This window comes from Fastidiosibacter lacustris (assembly GCF_003428155.1).
GTDB classification, from domain to species: Bacteria; Pseudomonadota; Gammaproteobacteria; order Francisellales; family Francisellaceae; genus Caedibacter; species Caedibacter lacustris.
This window is the reverse complement of sequence record NZ_QLIR01000016.1, coordinates 1-18658: the sequence shown is the minus strand read 5'-3', so window position 1 is coordinate 18658 and position 18658 is coordinate 1. Positions and strand designations below refer to the sequence as shown.

Here is an 18658-nt window from a genome sequence, read left to right as displayed (position 1 = left end):
ATAAATTATTGCATAATAAATAGGTGTATCGGTTTGTTAATTAAAAATTAAGGAAAATCAATGGGTTTTTTAAAAGACAAAAAGGTTCTAATCGTTGGGTTACTAAGCAATAAATCGATTGCTTATGGTGTGGCAGAAGCGATGCACCGTGAAGGTGCTGAACTTGCGTTTACTTATCAAAATGAACGTTTCAAAGAGCGTATTGAAAAGCTCACGGAGCATTATCATCCTGCTGCACTGATTGAATGTGATGTGACAAGTGATGAGCAAATTGAAAATGTCTTCACAATTTTAGGACAAAACTGGGAGGGTTTGGATGGAATCGTTCATTCGGTCGCATATGCACCTGCTGATCAGTTAGAAGGAGATTTTATATCGGCTGTAACACGCGAAGGATTTAAGATTTCACATGATATTAGTGCATATAGTTTTGCAGCACTAGCAAAGGCAGGGCGTAAAATGATGCAAGGTAGAAACTCCTCCGTTACAACCTTAACCTATTTAGGTGCCGAGCGTGCTATGCCAAGCTATAACACAATGGGAGTTGCCAAAGCAGCTTTAGAGGCAACCGTTCGCTATACAGCACTATCTTTAGGTGCAGAAGGTATTCGTGCTAATGCAGTTTCAGCAGGACCAATTCGAACGTTAGCAGCATCAGGGATCAAAAGTTTTAGAAAAATGTTGGATTATAATGCACAAGTCGCACCGCTTAAAAGAAATATTGATATTTTGGAGGTTGGAAACACAGTTGCATTTTTAGCGTCTGACTTAGCAAGTGGAATTACTGGCGAGGTGATTCATGTCGATGCTGGTTACCATTGTGTCAGTATGGGTGCAATTAATTAGTTAATGCTTCAAAGGAAAGGAAGAGTGAAATATGGCAATTAGCATTCTCAACACTTACTTGCTTTTGGAATAGCAAGCATTTGTCTTAATGCAATGTCAGTGAGGATCACTTAAATTTTATTGATTTTGATTAAGCAAACAATCCTACAGTGTTTTTGCAATTTCGCCGTAATAGGCTTTGGTAATTTATGTAATCATCATATAATAAAGCCATTGTATTAATAGCAATAGCGGGGTTTGTGTGTCCAATAATTTATCTTTTTGGCATTTGGTTTTAAATGCAGATATTGTGGTGCAGCTTATTATATTAATTTTAATTGTGGGTTCAGTTTGGTCATGGGCGATTATGATCCAACGTTATCATGTGATTAAAAGCGCAAGGCTTGAAGCAAAATCATTTGTAAAGGAATTTTGGTCAAGTGGTAACATCAGTAAAGTCTATCAGCAGTTACAGCATAATAAGCAAAAAGCACAGGGCATGTCGTATTTATTTAGTTGCGGTTTTCGTGAGTTTATGCGTTTACGTAAACAGTCAGCTTTGCATGGTGATATTGTATTGGAAGGGGTTGAGCGTTCAATGCGTGTTGCCATGATGCAAGAAAGCCAAAAGCTTGAACATCAAATTTCACTTTTAGGCACGATTGGTTCGATTGCGCCTTACGTTGGATTATTAGGAACTGTGTGGGGAATTATGGCTTCCTTTACCGCGCTAAGTGGCGTTGAGCAGGCTACTTTGTCAATGGTGGCTCCTCATATTGCTGAAGCCTTAATTGCCACTGCATTGGGTTTATTTGTTGCGATTCCTGCGGTTGTGGGTTATAACCGCTATTCGCGTGCAGTAGATGCAATGTTATTGGAATATGAGAATTTTCAAGATGAGCTTTGTACTTTGCTTTATCGTGAAGCATATAAACCAGGTATCAGCGAGGCACTATAATGCGTCGTAAACACTCTCGCCGTACCACAGGTAAGGCGATGGTTGAAATTAATGTTGTTCCTTATATTGACGTGATGCTTGTGCTTTTGGTTATTTTTATGATCACTGCACCAATGCTCACCCAAGGGGTCAAGGTCGATTTGCCACAGGCTCAGGCACAGAAGATTCCACCAACTGATCAAAAGCCCTTGATTGTTACCGTCAATCAGCAAGGGCAATATTTCTTAAATCGTAACAATGAGAATACCGCGCTTACAGCAGCGCAGCTTACAAGTATTATTAGTACTACCTTATCTCAAGATAAAGGTAAACAGGTGTATGTGCGAGGCGATAAAAATGCAAGCTATGGACAGGTTGTAGAAGCAATGGTGTTATTGCAAAAAGCGGGTGTAGCAAGTGTGGGATTGGTAACCGATGACTCGCAACGATAGTCATATGCGTAAGGCAACAAAAAAAGCAGTATTTGACCAAATAAAACTAATCTATGTAAGTGTCACAAAAACGTTTGAGCGTCGTAGTTTCGTTTATTCCGTGTTATTACATATTGGTTTGCTGATTGGTTTGGTGGCATTAAAGGCAATATTGCAGAGTAATAAACAAACCTTAAACCTAACTGCTAATCTTCCGCTTGTAAACATCTCAAATAAAGAGATTGTGCAAGCTCAAGCGATATCTAGCGAAGACTTAGATAAAGAGTTAAAAGCCTATCAAGCTGTGCAACAAGTTTATGAGCAACAACAAATTCAAGCGCGCAAACGCCAGGATAAAATAAAAGAAATGGAAGAAAAGCTGACTCAAGCAAAACAAGAAGCCGTACGTCAAGAACAGCTAAGGCTTGCTGAAGAAGCAAAACAAAAAGCACAAGAGGAAAAACTCAAGATTCAAGTAGAAGAAAAAAAGCAACAGGTGTTACGTGAAAAAGCACAAAAAGAGCAGAAAGAAAAAGAACAAAAACTAAAGCAAGAAGCACAATCTAAAGCAGCTGAGCTTGAACGCCAAAAAGTGCTCAAATTAGAGCAACAAGCACAAGCCAAAGTTCGTCAGCAAGAGGCATTAAAGGCTTTACAGCAATCAGCATTAAATGATTTAAATGCCCAAAGCGCTGAACTAGCCGCACAAAGTGCAACGCAAAAAGCTCTACAGACTTATGCTCAAGCGTATAAGGCACGTATTGAAGCCGTATGGATAATGGATGATTGCCGTAAAATCAGTGCAAATCAGTTGCCTACAGTGACGGTTATTCCAGGACGCACACCAACGATTTTCGTTTCTAGTGGTAATATGCAATGTGATCGGTCATTATTATTAGCATTTAAAAACGTACAAGCACCTACTTTACCAAACGATATTGGTGCAAAAAAACTCATATCAGAAGGTATTGATTTTCAATTTGGTGAACAAGGATAAACAATGCAAAAACTATTCCAAGCTTTGACAATGATTTTTTTAGTTGTGTCGACAGTAGCAGTACAAGCAAGGCTTACGATTAACATTACCCAAGGCGTCTCACAGCAAATTCCTGTGGCAGTAATGCCATTTAGTGGTGCCTACCCTAAAAATACTGAAGTACCAGATGGCATTTCTTACGTGATTGCAGATGATTTAAGAAACTCAGGTCGTTTGGCGCCACAAACAAAGGATTTTCGGCAAAAACTTAATCGTGTGAGTGAGATCAATTGGTCCAAATGGTCTGCAGATTACATTGTGATTGGGGAGGTTCAAGATAATGGTGGTAGCTATGATATAAGCTATGAGCTAGTCAGTAAATTAAGTAACAGTGTGTTAAGTGCACGTAAATTTAGCAATATCAAAAGTAATCAACTACGATCGGTTGCCCATACAATTAGTAATTTCATTTATGAAGCAATCACAGGTAGCAAAGGTTATTTTACTTCTAAGCTTGTCTATGTAGACGTTGAAAATCCTTATGATACAAAAAAAGCCGTATATCAGCTCATTGTGTCAGATTATGATGGTTTTAATCCCCATGTATTGTTACGTCAAACAAAAGAACCGATCATGTCACCCAGTTGGTCAAAGGATGGCAAAACTATTGCTTATGTAAGTTATAGCAGAGGAAATATGGCGATTTATACGATTGAGGTGTACACTGGGCAACGCAAAAAAGTGGCAAGTTATCAGGGTATTAATAGCTCACCTGCGTTCTCACCAGATGGAAATACACTAGCTATGGCCTTATCACAAGGGTATTCGGAAAACACGAATATTTATTTGATGAATTTGAATAATAATAAGCTTTATAAGAAATTAACCTTAAATGGTATCAATACCGCACCTGCCTTTTCACCCTCAGGCAAGCAGTTAGCATTCGTTTCTAATCGGGGCGGGAGTCCGCAGATTTATATCACTGATATTAACAGTAAATACCCTTCATCTGAGCGCTTAACCTATGGACCAAATCAAGCTTTTGATCCGCAGTATACGCCAAATGGTCAAAACATTGTATTTATGTATCAGAAAGATGGTAATTCGGGTACTCAAATCGCAAAAGTTGATCTAGCGACTCAAAAAATTACAGTACTCACACAAGGACAAATGGATTCTTCGCCAAGCGTTTCCCCTGATGGCAATATGATTATCTACAGTCAAGGGCAAGTAGGGGGAGGGGCGAATCTAGCGATGGTATCCATTGACGGCAAGGTGCAAATTACCTTACCATCCAATACCGTAGGAGCAGTGCAATCTCCTGCATGGTCACAGATGATATAAATTATAGTATTCTGATTTTCTAAAAATCACGGGTAGTAAAAAAATAATTAAGGACTAAAAATGGCAAATAAACAAACAAAAAAAAATCTTTTGGCAATGGCAAGTTTATTATCGATATTATTCGTTGCAGGTTGCGCTTCACAGAGGCAGGCTCCGATTGAAGGAGTTGGACCCGAAGGTGGTTTGGGGACAAGTGCAACAAATTCTGACGTTGAAACAAATGCACTAGGTCAAGCTGGTAGCTTGGATAGTCAAAGTATTGCTGACTTGCAAAGTCAAATTGCTAATATTGGTCAATATACCCCTAAACAGCAACAACAAATGATGGCAGCATTAAATAGTATGTCGTCATGTCAGCGTGTCTATTTTGCGTTTGATAGTACAGAGCTTACCGCTGATGCAAAAAGCTGCTTAAATCAAGTAGCGAGTTATTTATTGAAATACAATCAACCGATTCGCTTAGCAGGTCACACTGATCCACGCGGAAGTGAAAAATATAACTTAAACCTTGGTCAGCGTCGCGCCGATAATGTGCGTCAATACTTGTTACAACAAGGTGTAACAGGAGGAGATGTTTGCACGGTGAGTTACGGTAAATCACAACCTGCTGCGGCTCCTTCTCAATTTTATGCACAAATGTGTGGAGCTACTGAAAATGTGGCATGTAAAGCCAAAGCACGTCAGCATGCTTATTATTTGGATCGCCGCACCGAGCTTGAATTTGGTCAACAATGCGGTTAATGGATAAGTAGTTATGACAAAAGTAAGAAAGCTAGGCATATGCGGGGTGTTGCTTGTTTTTGCGCCAGGTTTAGTGTTTGCAAACTTAAATGCGGATGTTGCAAACCTTAAACTTGAAACTACTAAGCTGAGCAATCAAGTGCAATATTTGATTAATCAACAAAATAAGGTCAGTAATCAAGATTTTCGTCAACAGCTCAATGACTTACGTGGTCAAATTGAGCTCAATAGCTATAAAATCAATCAACTTAATGTGTTGATAGATTCCAAGCTTGCGACTTTTGAAAAAGAGTTAAATGCGCTTAAAAAAGAAATCAATAAACCCTCACCCAAGGAGTTAAGGTTAGAAAATGATAACGCTGCGTTTGACAAAGCAAGTAAAGCACTACTAGCGAAAAAGTATAAAGATGCTGAGGGCTTATTTAAGCAATATCTTAAAGATTATTACAATGGTGAGCACTATTCAGAATCTTTATATTTGTTGGGGCAAATTTACCTTATCAATGGTGACATAGATTTTGCTTATCAACAGTTCAAAACGATTGTAACACGATATCCTAAAAGTATTAAAATCGCCGATGCAACGTATGCCTTGGCATTACTGGAAATAAGTAAAGGCAACAGCAAAATAGCAAAAAAATACCTTGATGAAATCATTGCAAAATACCCACATTCAGATCTGATAGCAAAAGCACAAGAGCAGTTGAAGGAAATTAGATAAATTTAAGGAAATATTCAAATTTTAATTCACTTTGTAAAGCGCATTCAATTAACCCTTATGTGAGTTGTTTTAGCAAACCTTCTGATTTAAATAAATTTGACAGATCAGCGCCTGAATCAACAATCAGATCACGCGCTTGATTTAAAGCTTCATTTTGTTTTCTATTTCTCGTCTTTCGTTCCTAGATTATATGTTTTTATCATCATAACCTAGGAATGAATTTACACAATTATTTGAATACTCCCAATTGGAGTGAAGCTATGTCTCATTTTTTAATCAAATTTGAAGGCAGAATTTGGAATTATGAAAAATTTACACAGTTAGATGGAGAGACAGACTCTAGCTCCAATTCAAAATTACTTTACCACACTGACCAGACTTCATTAATTCAAATCCTTTGATAAAGTCATCTATATGAAACTGGTGTGTAATGACAGAACTAATATTTAAACCTGAGCCCACCATACTTGCCATTTTGTACCAAGTTTCATAAATTTCACGTCCATAGATGCCTTTTAAATGCAAGCCTTTAAATACAATATCGTTCCAAGGTACACTGAGCTCTCCCTTACTGATGCCAAGCATGGCAATACTGCCACCATTATTCATTGTTTTAATCATTGCTGGAATAGCACTTTGATTACCAGACATTTCCATGCCAACGTCAAAACCTTCTGTCATACCTAATTGCTGCATACATTTTTTAAGTGCATCAGCTTGTTCTTGTGCTGATTTATACACGCTTACGTTAAGTGCGATATCTGCACCCAATTGCTTTGCCAGATTTAAGCGATATTCGTTCACATCGGTGATGACAATATGTTTAGCTCCGACATGGCGCGCAATGGCTACAGCCATAATACCTATTGGACCAGCACCGGTGATTAATACATCTTCACCTATTAAATCAAATGATAATGCCGTATGTACCGCATTACCAAAAGGATCAAACATGCTGGCAATATCATCATCCACATAATTTGGCACTTTAAAAGTATTCTCAGCAGGGATGACTAGGTACTCTGCAAAAGCTCCTTGGCGATTAACACCCACCCCAACCGTATTACGGCATAGATGACGCTTACCTGCGCGACAGTTGCGACAAAAACCACAAGTAATGTGTCCTTCACCAGATACGCGATCACCTACTTTAAATCCTTTTACTTCACAGCCTACTTCAATGATTTCACCAACGAATTCATGTCCAACTGCCATGGGGATTGGAATTGTTTTTTGTGACCACTCATCCCATAAGTAAATATGTAAATCTGTACCACAAATCGCTGTTTTTTTGACTTTTATCAATACATCATTATGTCCAACCTCGGGGATGGGTAATTCTGTCATCCAAATCCCAGGTTCTGCTTTTAGCTTTGATAGTGCTTTCATTGTTTTTTGCATTTAAATCACACCCATTTTTTTACCAACTTCAATAAAGGCAGCTACAGTTTTATCGATTTGTTCAACCGTATGTGCTGCCGACATCTGCGTCCGAATACGTGCTAAGCCTTTTGGTACCACAGGATAAGAAAATGCGATGACATAAATACCTTTTTTAAGTAGTTGTTCTGCCATTTGCGCTGCTTTTTTCTCTTCATATAACATTACAGGAATAATAGGATGCTGTCCTGGAATAAGGTTGAATCCTGCTTCGGTCATCTTTTGTCTAAAATACTTTTGATTACGTTGTAAGATTTCTCTGCGTTCATCTGAATGTATTGCTAACTTAATCGCTTCAATTGAGGTTGCTGCAATTATCGGTGCCAGAGAGTTTGAAAACAAATAAGGGCGTGCTTTTTGTTTTAGCATTTCAGCAATTGGTGCGCGTGCTGCAACAAAACCACCTGAAGCGCCACCTAATGCTTTACCAAGTGTACTAGTGATAATATCAACTCGACCTTCAACCCCACAAAAGCTTGGTGTGCCCCGTCCCTTTTCACCAATAAAACCAGTGGCATGTGAATCATCAACCATGACAAGTGCATGATATTTATCGGCTAAATCACATATGCCCTTTAAATTTGTGATAATACCATCCATTGAGAACACACCATCAGTTACGATCAGCTTAAAGCGCGCACCTTTTTCATCTGCTGCTTTTAACTGCGTTTCTAAATCTGCCATATGATTGTTTTGATAGCGAAAACGCATTGCTTTGCATAAGCGGATTCCATCAATAATACTAGCATGATTCAATTGATCACTAATAATGGCATCCTCTGTATTTAATAGTGATTCAAACACACCACCATTTGCGTCAAAGCAAGATGGAAAAACGATGGTTTCGTCCATCTTCAAATAATCACTAATCAACTCTTCCAGCTCTTTGTGCGGTGTTTGAGTCCCACAAATAAAGCGTACAGATGCTGAGCCATAGCCATATTTATCTAATGCTAACTTAGCTGTTTCAATCAGTTTTTTATTATCTGCCAGCCCCAAATAATTATTGGCACAGAAGTTAATGACATGCTCTCCATTTTTTAAGGTAATATCTGAAGACTGAGGAGAGTTAAGAATACGCTCAGCTTTATAGATACCAGCGTCTTTAATTTCTTGAATGCCTTGTTTAAGGTAATCGTAAAATGCTTTATTCATTATGCGTCCTTTTTGATAGTCTAAATAAAACCAGACTATTGTAACCAACCACGCTTAAAAGTCGAAGAATTTACGAGCACTCCATCGCTTTATGAGTAAATATCACAGCATAATTACCTTCGCGATTTTTAAATCTTGATCACAATCTGCTTTTGGACAGATTTCAATTTTCTCAGCATTTTTGTTATTTTTTTTGGTACACTTAACTAAAGTTTTTCATCAGCAAGACACTTACCAACAACGTCAAGCGTTTATGTCGGAGTAAATAAAGGCACTAATATGACTTCAGTTCAATACCTAAATGTTGATCCAGATCGTAATGGTCAGCGCATTGATAACTTTTTAATCGGTCAATTTAGCAAATTGCCAAAAACTTTGATTTATCGTTGGATTCGTAAGGGTGAGCTGCGGGTGAATAAAAAACGCATCAAACAAACCTATCGTGTCCAAATAGGTGATATTATCCGCATTCCACCGTTCACATTAGAAGATGATCACAAATCAATAAAAATCAGCGCAGATCATCTGAACTTCCTTGAGTCGCTTATTTTATATGAAAACGACGATTATATGATTATTAATAAACCTTCAGGCGTTGCGGTACATGGTGGTTCAGGCGTGAGTTCTGGTTTGATTGAACGCTTAAGACAATTACGTCCATACGCTAAAAAACTGGAGCTTGCTCATCGGTTAGACAAAGAAACATCAGGTTGCATGATCATTGCTAAAAAATATAGCATCCTAACATATTTCCATGAAGCTTTGAAAAAACGTGAAATACAAAAAACTTATCATGCATTAGTGCACGGTACGTGGTCGAACAAAGTCAAGCAAATTGATCTACCACTTAAACGCCACCTTTTGCCGCATGGCGAGCGTGTAGTCAAAGTTGACAAAATACAAGGCAAAGATGCTCTAACAAGCATTCGCATTTTACAAAAATTTGATGACTACACACTTGTTGAGGCAACTCCTCACACAGGACGTACCCACCAAATTCGTGTTCATTTAGCCGCATTTGATCATCCAATTGTTTGTGATAAAAAATATGGGGTAGAAGAGCAAGATAAAAAACTTTATCAACAAGGATTTAAGCGCCTTTTTTTACACTCTGCCAAACTTGAATTCAGTGATCCTAAAACAGGCGAAAGACGAGAGTTTACAGTGAGTTACGATAATGAATGTACTAGACTCATCTCATCTTTTTAAATTCTTACACCTCGCCAGCAATAAAAGGCAATCTTACTTAACTCCGTGAGCATACCTTTCCCATCTACTGCATTAATGCCATTTTGCTTACACCAGTGTGTAAAAACCGTACCATTTTGCGCATACATCAAATCATAACCTAAGGCACCTTTATTAAAGTTTGTCAAATCGAGTGGTAGCTGCTGGTTATCGATACTAGCTGATGTAGCATTGATTACAAGGTCATAGCTACCGATAATATCATCTAAAGCTTGGACTTCTAGCTGTGTATTATGTAACTGTATACGTTCAACCAATATTTGTGCTTTAGCTAGTGTGCGATTAGCAATCACAACTTTACTTGGTCCCTCTTGCAATAATGCACCTAAAATACCCTTTACTGCTCCTCCTGCGCCTATAATTAATATCGTTTTAGCGTAAATCGGAAAGTATAAATTGTTTTTAATATCATTAACTAACCCCAACCCATCAAGATTTAAACCAATAAATTCTCGCTTATTATTGATAATCACGTTGCTGACTGCTTGTGCTTGTTCTGCCAACCGCTCTAAGTGATCACAATATTCATATAACCTTTCTTTAAAAGGTAGAGTTATACTTAGACCTTTAACAGTCTCATCTAATTTAAGCATATTCAGCGCTTGTTCAAGGTTATCAGGATAAACCTCAAGTGCTCCATAACACATATTTTGCTTCGTTTGACTGGCAAACTCATTATGTATTTTGGGTGATAGAGTGTGTTTAACAGGATAACCAATCACGTAATATTGATCAAGCATGCTTTGTATTGCCATTGATCCCCCATGGATTTTTAGAAAACTTCTGCCAACATACAGCGCACACTACCGCCACCAACCGTTTCAATAGTGGGGATATCAAACGATAGGCGGTGGCAATATTTATCAATGAGTTGTTTCTGCGCTTCAGTCAACACATTTTCTGCTTGTTTAGACATCAGCAAATATTTCTCATGTTTTTGATTTGTAAGTTGCAATACATTTCCAGCCATATGGTAAAGCTGCTCAAAAGAAATATCGATTAGCTCTTTACCAATTGCTTGAAGCTTCTGTTGTACCATGAGGCGCTCTTTTTGCTCAGAAATTGCCTCTAAACAAATAACCGCAAATTTGTCGGCAATGGCAAGCATGACATTAGTATGATAAATTGGCTTGCCATTTTTGTCTGTACTGCTAAAGGTAACAAGTTTATAACCTAATTTTTCAACAACCTTGCGTGCAAGCTCAATATCCGCTCGCTCAGATAAGGCAAGAAAAGCCGTTTTACTTGTATGATCAAATATAAACACTCCCGTTCCTTCTAAGGCGCGTCCATTTGCTAAAGCTCTTATATCCTGAATGATATATTTACGCCCCGTCTTTTGTAGCAAAGCATTTTGTAATGCTTCAACTTGCACTTCAGCTTGACGATTCTTGCTAAACATAGGGTAAATATAGAGGTATTTCTGGTCTTTGATTTCATGCGTGCTAAACCAATTATTGGGAAAGACCGCATCAGGAGTATTTTCTTTAGGTGATGGTAATACAATTACTTCAATTCCATAACAACGAATTTTATTCACCATATCATTAAATTCAGTCATTGCTTGCTGAGTAAGCTTTGATTCACTTAAGTTCAGTTTATTCTGAAACGTATTGTTCACAGCAGTTTGCTCATTAAAAGCAAAGTGTGTTGGCGGAACCATGACAACTGTATTTGCAATTCTATTCATATAATATTAACCTTTGACTACATCTCTTTACGCACGAGTGGCATCGACATACAGCGTGGCCCCCCCCCTTCCTCTAGATAATTCTGAACATGGGATTTCATAAACTTTAATCCCTTTCTCTTGTAATAGTCTGTTCGTTGCAGCATTACGCTGATACACAAAGACTTCACCTGGTCTAAGTGCCAAAGTGTTTGCGCCGTCACTCCACTGTTCGCGTGAACCTGTAATTGTATCCTCGCCTCCACAATAAATAATTTCGATCTCTCTACTGAGCTCTTCCGACAAAATTTTACCGATATCACCTGTTAATTCATCACATTTAACCGTTTGGGAATCTCCAGCAGAAAGACGGTATATAGTTGTTTTATGTACAATTCCTCTGTGCATCGTTACTTTATCGTAATCAATCTGAGTCAATACTGTATCTAAGTGCATAAATGCACGACTTACTGGAATTTTGAATGCTAAGATTTTTTTAATAGTGTGTGAGGTTTTCAGTCTATCATCAAAAAACAGTTGATGGCTTAATTGTTCAATCGCTTGTGCTGATGTGCGTTGTGAAACACCAATAGCCAGTGTATTTTTATCTAAAACAATTATATCACCACCTTCTATTGATCCATGATTTAAGCGCAAATCTAGTGTCAGGTTTCTACTGAACCGTGAATGATGTTTAAGTACACTTTCAATAAAAATACTTTCTCTTCTTCTTGTTTCTGCATACATGCTATTTAGGCAAGCCATGTTACCAAATACTACTCCAGGATCACGTGTAAAATATAAATTTGGAATTGGATGAAGCCAAAAGTCATCCTTACGTGCGATTTGTGTGCTTAAACCCATGTCTGATAATTTAATTTCATTGCGTTTTAAACCAGACATAAGTTGTTGACACAACTCTTTTCCAGAATACTGACTAAGGTATGCCCTTAAACCATCTACAATATTTACGTTTCTTATCCCTGATAGCCCAAGAAAAGTATTGATTATCTCTGCTTTTAGTATTTGATTATCTAAAACCTCTCCTGCTAAATCTTCTAGATATAAAACCTCTACACCTTGCTGCCTTAATATATTAGCAAATACATCATGCTCTTTTTGTGCATTTTCTAAATAAGGGATATCGTCAAAAAGCAATTCTTCTAAATTATTAGGAGTTAAATTACATAATTCTTTTCCAGGTCTTTTTAATAAAATCGTTTTTAATGGTGCAATCTCACTAGATATAGTTAAGTCAATTTTGGTATCTGGCATACTCACACCTTCCAAACCTTGACTTGTAGCGGTTTCATAAAACATACTTTCTCCAATTTTTCTTAATATTTAATTATCAAAAAGGTTTATATTGAGCCAACTGTTTGTGCTGTTTGATGTATTTGAAGTGCCTGATTATCTCCATAGTCATTAAGCACCGAGAATAAATCTTTTGGATCTTTTAAAACTGGAATCATGTTTATTGGCACGCCAATATCATATTTTTCTGCTAATTGGTAAGTGAGTTTTAACACCGAAAAATCTTCCAAGGCAAAGCCAACCGAATCAAAAACTGTAATTTCATCGGCTGAAGTTCGTCCTTGTTTTTGTCCTTCAATTAATTCCCACAGCTCAGCATAAACAACTTTTTTAGCCTCTTGCTCAGTAAAGCACTGAATTTCACCTTCAATAAAAGATTGTTCAAAAAACTCAACTACGACTTTAGCACGTGTTAAGATGGATTTATCTAGCTCAGTTTTGCCTGGACAATCTCCACCTAAACCATTGATATGCACGCCAGGTCTAACCCAGTCATTTTCAATCACAATAGCGTGCGCCTTGCATGCTGTGCACACAGTAACGATATCTGCACCTTTAATGGCTTCTTCATTGCTTTTACATGGAACCAATTCAAAATTATAAGTCTGCATATTTTTCTCAAAGCGACACATCGCTTTTGGATCGATATCATGATAACGAATCGTTTTGATATCTCGTACAAGAGCTGTTGCCAAGGCTTGAAAGTCACTTTGCGCACCAGTACCAATAAGTGCTAGGGTTTTAGCATCTTTACGTGCTAAATAATCAGTAGCTAGGGCTGCTGTTGCTGCTGTTCTTAAACCAGTTAAAACTGTCATTTCAGAAATAAGTAATGGATGTCCATCAGAAACTTTCGACAACTGTCCCGTTGCAATAATGGTTTGCTTGTTCTGTAATGGGTTTTTAGGGTGACCATTGACATATTTATAGGCAAACAGTTGTTTGTCTGCCGTTGGCATAAGTTCTATCACCCCATCTGGTACATGGAAAGCTGGGCGTGGGATTTTGTCAAATTCTTGCCAACGCAAAAAGTCGCCTTTTAAGGTTGCCATTAAATCAATAAAATATTGCTTTAACCCATGTTTATGTATGAGCTCAGCAAGCTTTTCAACTGAAATAACTTTAATCATTTTGTTCCTCCTTTTCCTTATTTACTAGACTTACGCACTTTAAAATTTTAAAGAGGTGAACTTTTTAATCGTCCCATCACAGTCATTGTAATTTTATAACAAAGGAAACTATAAATTTAATAATTTAAAATAGCAATTAGAATTAAGCAAATGAAGCCCACTGTAGCATTCTTAACAATAAAATCCAACACTGATAATAAAAAGTTGGTGATGGGTATCCCGTAGCTATTTATTTTTGTTATGATGGCATATATTTTGCAAACACACCTTTGTTTATGAATGTAGATCAATCTGAAATTAATAAGTTTAGCGCATTAGCGCATCAATGGTGGTGTGAAGATGGCGAGTTTAGAACCTTGCATCAAGTCAATCCATTGCGACTTCAATTTATAGAGCAATGCGTTGGCAAGCTGAATGATTTAAGGGTTGTTGATATCGGTTGTGGTGGTGGGATTTTGACTGAGAGCTTGGCTTATAAAGGTGCTTATGTAACAGGCTTAGATTTAGCAGAAGCTTCATTAAGCATAGCTAAATTACACTTATTGGAGTCTGGTTTAGACATTCGTTATTTGCAGCAAACGGTGGAGAGCTTAGCCCAACAAGAAACCAATAACTTTGACGTTGTTACTTGTATGGAAATGCTAGAGCATGTGCCAGATCCAGAAAGTATCATTGCATCATGTGCGAGGCTTGTAAAAAATGACGGTTGGTTGTTCTTTTCTACTTTAAACCGCAATCTAAAATCCTATTTGTTATCGATCGTCATGGCAGAATATGTAATGAATTTAATCCCCAAAGGTACTCATGAATATGCCAAGTATATCAAACCGATGGAGCTTATTAAGGCTGCAAGAAAATATGGTTTGCAAGCAATTAAAATCAAAGGTGTTCATTACAATTTTTTGACAAAAACGCTGTCACTTGGAGGCGATGCCGATGTCAATTATATCATCGCATTTAAGAAACAAGCTTAAGCTTATATTATTTGACTTAGATGGGACATTATTAGATTCTTCAACCGGCATTTTCAATGCCATTCGTTATGCATTTATAGCACACAATTTGCAAGTGGCATTTGAAGAACAAACACTTCTTAAACATGCAGGCAGAGGAGTTGAGTTTTTGTTTAAAGAAATCAATGGTAAATTGACAAAAGATGAGCTTATAAGCTTAAAAGAAACGGCATTTTGGCACTATCAAACTCATGCACAAGATACAACAGAAAGTTACCCCAACGTGCGTGAATTGTTTGAAACTTTACAGAAAAAAGCAATCAAATGGGGTGTGGTAACAAGTAAAACAAGGGTTTTGACCGAAGCTGTGTTACCCAAACTCCCCTTGTTTGAAAGCGCTGCAATTGTAGTATGTGCAGATGATTTGACATATAAAAAACCACATCCAATGCCATTGTTATATGCAATGCAAAAGCTTAATGTCTCACATAGGTGCACAGCATATGTTGGCGATGCGAAAACCGATATGTGTGCAGCTAAATACGCAGGATGCTACCGCATCTTTGCTAATTACGGTTATGAAGCAGTTAAATTGACTGTACAGGAATATGATTTAAAAATTTCAAACGTGGAGCAGTTAATCACGTGGATTACTTATATGAATGCCTAGAGGGGAATAAACCCGTTTATGGTAGTATTTACTATTATGCCTATCGACGGCTTGATAACGAAAAAATTGAGGTTTTGTATGCACTTGACCAATTAAAACACCAATGGATCAAAGCGTCAGAGTTTTATCAAGAACCCTATCCTGCTTTGAAAAAACTACAGTGGTGGCAAACTGAGCTAGAAAAACTTAAAACAGGTAAGATGCTAAATCATCCATTACTCAATTTTGTTGTAAAATATTTTAGAGCGGAAGATTTAGTATTGTGGTTAAACCATGACTTAAACTACGCACTGCAAACAATTGCTAAAGGGCGACAACAACAACTTGAAAATGATTTAAGCGACAGTTTTTTAGGAGTAGCAAGCCTTAAAGCAAAATTGCTTGGTTGTATTGATCGACAAAAAGTCAGCACCCTCAACGCTTCGGATCAATTAATCCGACATTTATTATTAATTGGAAAGCATTACTCAAGAAACATAAGCTTAGACGCAAGACTTACGCCACAAGTTGATCAAGGTGTGTTTCGTGAAATTGCTCATAATGTATTAACTAAAGCCAAGTTATTACGACAACAGCTAAAACCCTTTGATAAATCCCTCATGCCATTTATCACCCTCAATAAACTACAATTAGTGAGCGCCCAAAAATTTATTAAAAAAGTAGACAATCCGTTTAGGCAAAGTATTGTTATTTCGCCTTTATTATTGTTATTTACTGCAAGTTTTGCATCAAAGCTTTGATCTGTAGCGCTGTTCTTGTACAATTAAATCTACCTTAGCCCTTTTTATAAGGTAGTGATTGTGAAAAGAATAAGTTGGATGCTGCTATTAAGCTTTTTGATGAATTTAGCTAATGCTGAAAGTCAAGCAATTGCAGCTACACAAAATACTAAAAGTATAGATATTGCACTGGCAGCAAAAGAAAAAGAACAAATTTTGCAATTGCAAAAAATCAACCAAGAAATAGAAGCCTTAACTCAGTCATTAAAATTGATCCAGTTGTCCAAACCAAACGTAGCTACTCCTCAAATGCCTAAGACTATACAGAACTTACTCCCACTGGATAGAGAAGCAATGAATAGTCCGATCTTTGTCCCAGGAGGTGCGCCTATCTCTGATCAAAGCAATAATCCTTATAGCCAACAAACTAGCGTCGATAAAAGCACTGAGAATTCAGACAACCCATACCTTAATAAAGATCAAAATAGTGAGCAAGATCAAAAAATAGCTAATGACACCTTATCATCTGGTTCAAACTCAAGCTATTCCAATCCCTACAATAATACTAATTATGGCGGCTACTATCCAATAAGTAGCACGAGTTCATCTACTAAGTTTCAAGCTACTTTAAAAGCAGTAAATTCAAAGGGTTATGTCTATGGTATTGCCAAAGAAAACAATGCTTTCATTGATCCTTTTGCCAATATTTCCTCCGATAATGCGATTAACCTTAGAATTATAGGTAGTAGCAGTGGTACAAGTCCAACTTACACTTCCATTAAATTCTGTAATCAAAACTATGTAAATTGTGGTAGTGCTTTGACCATGTCCAGTAACGCGACAAACCTTTCAACTGACCAACTAACTGGTGGTTCTTCGAGTTACGCATTAACGAGCATCACCGTTGATGGTAAAGCTTCAAACTATCAAATAGCTAGGCTTTATGCCCAAATTACAAATTCCGTTAATACCACTACAAATATTAGTTTCTCGTTCCCTATATCAAGTTGTCAAAGTGCACAAAATAGTGATTTAATTTGTATGCTTTCCGTTAGTGGTGCGACGGTTTCAGTTGCAAATAATTAAAACTTATAAAACAGTTACTTGGATATTCCAATATCCTACCTTGTTTCAGAAAGATAGTGCCCCCACTTTGAAAGCAATCTTGCTTTATTCTCTTCAATGCTGTGCCGGCTTGGATCATACCCATCGATTGCTGGTTTATAGTACACGAAGCAATTCTCCGACCTGTTGAGTTTTTAACTTTCCTAAGCAAACAAGAAATCTCTATCGGATTATCTGAACCAAGCAATAGCCGATTCTCGGCAGTGGCAACAATGTCTGACTAGCCAATCAACTGACGCTCGTATCCCCAAAGTGCATCCCGCCATGACAATAAGACACACTCACGAATGAATGAATATGGAATGGGTCAGCTTCATATCAGGGAACCTTAGATATTCTCTGGTTTTCAATGCCATTGATGACACCACCATCTATAAAGCATTGATAGGTCACATTCCCTTGATCACATCCACTCAAAAGAACCAATGATTAAATCACATAACGTTGCTTCTGTGTTTTTGTCTGATATCAAACAAGTATAGGTAATAAATGCCATTCGCTCTTTCCCCATAACATGCCATACACGCCAATAATGTAATTCTCCATCAATGTCTTCTTGTGCAGAAATTTCAGATGCAGGAGCCTTTCCAAGACCAACATTCAAAGCATGCACAGATTTCGTTGAGATAGCCCATCCACGCTGTGAAGCATAGCTCGTCGCAAAATCTATAGCTTCTTGAGCAGCTGGTTCTTGTTGCGATTTGCGTTTAGCAAAGGATATCTGTATTACACCAACACCATCTTTATCGTCAAACAAACTAATGACGTCATCTTCTTCATGGAAGGTCCATGCATCAGGAATATCAAGAGAGAAGAGATTTTCCCACTTTACTTTGTGCAGTACTGGTTTGCGACTAATCATACGTTTCAACCCATCCGGTATGTCCCTGACCATTCACCTGATTACATTCATGACAATAACCTTCAACTTGTTTCTCTCCCTGTTTTATTGCTCTAGGGTTATTTGGCTTTAACTCAATGATCTCCTTCGTTTCACGGTTATAAGCATCCATGCGTTTACCTGAAGGCAACAGAGCCTCTTTCTCAAATCCCTCTAGATATTGACGATCTTTATGAGCTTGTTGTCCTTTTCGTAACGCATCTCGCACTTTGGGATTTTGTGCCCCTTTTGGAACAGTAGTCACAAACTCACGTATTTTACCTGCTTCATGGCTAGCTTGAGTTATTTTCCCAGTTGCAACACTTGCCTTAACACTCTCCGCAATAAGCTTGGGTGCCACGACTTTTGCCAGTAGCATT

21 protein-coding genes are annotated in these 18658 nt (G+C 37.6%); 12 read left to right on the top strand and 9 right to left on the bottom strand.

Annotation, left to right across the window (positions count from 1 at the left end; all coding sequences use genetic code 11):
* Positions 1 to 60: 60 nt before the first annotated feature.
* The 7 genes from DNJ77_RS07750 (at position 61) to DNJ77_RS07720 (ending at position 5975) form a co-directional block, all read left to right on the top strand.
* Complete coding sequence (locus DNJ77_RS07750; protein ID WP_116964424.1) at positions 61 to 846, top strand: enoyl-ACP reductase FabI; 786 nt, start codon at positions 61 to 63, stop codon at positions 844 to 846.
* A 241-nt stretch (positions 847 to 1087) separates the two neighbouring features.
* Positions 1088 to 1783, top strand: a complete 696-nt coding sequence (gene tolQ / locus DNJ77_RS07745) for a protein TolQ (protein WP_116964423.1) — start codon at positions 1088 to 1090, stop codon at positions 1781 to 1783.
* Positions 1783 to 2214 carry a protein TolR gene (gene tolR, locus DNJ77_RS07740; RefSeq protein WP_239986775.1) on the top strand — a complete coding sequence of 144 codons (432 nt, stop codon included), beginning with the start codon at positions 1783 to 1785 and terminating at the stop codon, positions 2212 to 2214. The genes tolQ and tolR overlap by 1 nt, the downstream gene beginning before the upstream one ends.
* Positions 2198 to 3190: a hypothetical protein gene (locus DNJ77_RS07735; RefSeq protein ID WP_116964422.1), complete on the top strand. Its 993-nt coding sequence runs from the start codon at positions 2198 to 2200 to the stop codon at positions 3188 to 3190. The genes tolR and DNJ77_RS07735 overlap by 17 nt, the downstream gene beginning before the upstream one ends.
* Positions 3191 to 3193: 3 nt before the next feature.
* Positions 3194 to 4513, top strand: coding sequence for a Tol-Pal system beta propeller repeat protein TolB (gene tolB / locus DNJ77_RS07730; RefSeq protein WP_116964421.1), 1320 nt, complete (start codon positions 3194 to 3196; stop codon positions 4511 to 4513).
* Between the two features lie 60 nt (positions 4514 to 4573).
* Positions 4574 to 5254 (top strand): OmpA family protein, encoded by a 681-nt coding sequence (locus DNJ77_RS07725; RefSeq protein ID WP_116964420.1) that lies wholly within the window; start codon positions 4574 to 4576, stop codon positions 5252 to 5254.
* A 13-nt stretch (positions 5255 to 5267) separates the two neighbouring features.
* Positions 5268 to 5975, top strand: a complete 708-nt coding sequence (locus DNJ77_RS07720; protein WP_116964419.1) for a tetratricopeptide repeat protein — start codon at positions 5268 to 5270, stop codon at positions 5973 to 5975.
* A gap of 339 nt (positions 5976 to 6314) precedes the next feature.
* Here the strand turns inward: DNJ77_RS07720 and tdh are convergent, their stop codons facing one another.
* Both tdh and DNJ77_RS07710 read right to left on the bottom strand, forming a co-directional pair.
* Entirely contained in the window at positions 6315 to 7364 is a 1050-nt protein-coding gene (gene tdh, locus DNJ77_RS07715) for an L-threonine 3-dehydrogenase (RefSeq protein WP_116964449.1), read from the bottom strand.
* Between the two features lie 12 nt (positions 7365 to 7376).
* Entirely contained in the window at positions 7377 to 8570 is a 1194-nt protein-coding gene (locus tag DNJ77_RS07710; RefSeq protein WP_116964418.1) for a glycine C-acetyltransferase, read from the bottom strand.
* A gap of 279 nt (positions 8571 to 8849) precedes the next feature.
* Here DNJ77_RS07710 and DNJ77_RS07705 point away from each other — a divergent pair, with 279 nt between their 5' ends.
* Complete coding sequence (locus DNJ77_RS07705; protein WP_116964417.1) at positions 8850 to 9779, top strand: RluA family pseudouridine synthase; 930 nt, start codon at positions 8850 to 8852, stop codon at positions 9777 to 9779.
* On the opposite strand, the gene aroE is transcribed toward DNJ77_RS07705, so the two are convergent.
* Genes aroE through DNJ77_RS07685 form a run of 4 tightly spaced genes read right to left on the bottom strand, consistent with a single transcriptional unit; the run spans position 9776 to position 13931 of the window.
* Positions 9776 to 10573 carry a shikimate dehydrogenase gene (gene aroE, locus DNJ77_RS07700; protein WP_116964416.1) on the bottom strand — a complete coding sequence of 266 codons (798 nt, stop codon included), beginning with the start codon at positions 10571 to 10573 and terminating at the stop codon, positions 9776 to 9778. The two genes, DNJ77_RS07705 and aroE, sit on opposite strands and share 4 nt — an antisense overlap.
* 17 nt (positions 10574 to 10590) lie before the next feature.
* Positions 10591 to 11508, bottom strand: a complete 918-nt coding sequence (gene ctlX / locus DNJ77_RS07695; RefSeq protein ID WP_116964415.1) for a citrulline utilization hydrolase CtlX — start codon at positions 11506 to 11508, stop codon at positions 10591 to 10593.
* 27 nt (positions 11509 to 11535) lie between these two features.
* Positions 11536 to 12807: an arginine deiminase gene (locus DNJ77_RS07690; RefSeq protein ID WP_204723377.1), complete on the bottom strand. Its 1272-nt coding sequence runs from the start codon at positions 12805 to 12807 to the stop codon at positions 11536 to 11538.
* 41 nt (positions 12808 to 12848) lie between these two features.
* Positions 12849 to 13931, bottom strand: a complete 1083-nt coding sequence (locus DNJ77_RS07685; RefSeq protein WP_116964414.1) for an ornithine cyclodeaminase — start codon at positions 13929 to 13931, stop codon at positions 12849 to 12851.
* Positions 13932 to 14206: 275 nt separating this feature from the next.
* Here DNJ77_RS07685 and ubiG point away from each other — a divergent pair, with 275 nt between their 5' ends.
* Genes ubiG through DNJ77_RS07665 form a run of 4 tightly spaced genes read left to right on the top strand, consistent with a single transcriptional unit; the run spans position 14207 to position 17359 of the window.
* Positions 14207 to 14905 (top strand): bifunctional 2-polyprenyl-6-hydroxyphenol methylase/3-demethylubiquinol 3-O-methyltransferase UbiG, encoded by a 699-nt coding sequence (gene ubiG, locus DNJ77_RS07680; RefSeq protein ID WP_116964413.1) that lies wholly within the window; start codon positions 14207 to 14209, stop codon positions 14903 to 14905.
* Complete coding sequence (locus DNJ77_RS07675; RefSeq protein ID WP_157966648.1) at positions 14868 to 15554, top strand: HAD family hydrolase; 687 nt, start codon at positions 14868 to 14870, stop codon at positions 15552 to 15554. Before ubiG ends, DNJ77_RS07675 begins: the two co-directional genes overlap by 38 nt.
* A complete protein-coding gene (locus DNJ77_RS07670; protein ID WP_116964411.1) occupies positions 15530 to 16294 on the top strand; it encodes a hypothetical protein in 765 nt (254 codons plus the stop codon). Before DNJ77_RS07675 ends, DNJ77_RS07670 begins: the two co-directional genes overlap by 25 nt.
* Positions 16295 to 16354: 60 nt before the next feature.
* Positions 16355 to 17359, top strand: coding sequence for a hypothetical protein (locus tag DNJ77_RS07665; protein WP_157966647.1), 1005 nt, complete (start codon positions 16355 to 16357; stop codon positions 17357 to 17359).
* A gap of 35 nt (positions 17360 to 17394) precedes the next feature.
* Here the strand turns inward: DNJ77_RS07665 and DNJ77_RS10220 are convergent, their stop codons facing one another.
* The 3 genes from DNJ77_RS10220 to DNJ77_RS07650 form a co-directional block, all read right to left on the bottom strand.
* Positions 17395 to 17505, bottom strand: coding sequence for a DUF2247 family protein (locus tag DNJ77_RS10220; RefSeq protein WP_116964409.1), 111 nt, complete (start codon positions 17503 to 17505; stop codon positions 17395 to 17397).
* Between the two features lie 296 nt (positions 17506 to 17801).
* Positions 17802 to 18260 carry a hypothetical protein gene (locus DNJ77_RS07655; protein ID WP_116964408.1) on the bottom strand — a complete coding sequence of 153 codons (459 nt, stop codon included), beginning with the start codon at positions 18258 to 18260 and terminating at the stop codon, positions 17802 to 17804.
* Positions 18253 to 18658 (bottom strand): hypothetical protein (locus DNJ77_RS07650; protein ID WP_116964407.1); only part of this gene is annotated, 406 nt, incomplete at its 5' end. The genes DNJ77_RS07655 and DNJ77_RS07650, both read right to left, overlap by 8 nt.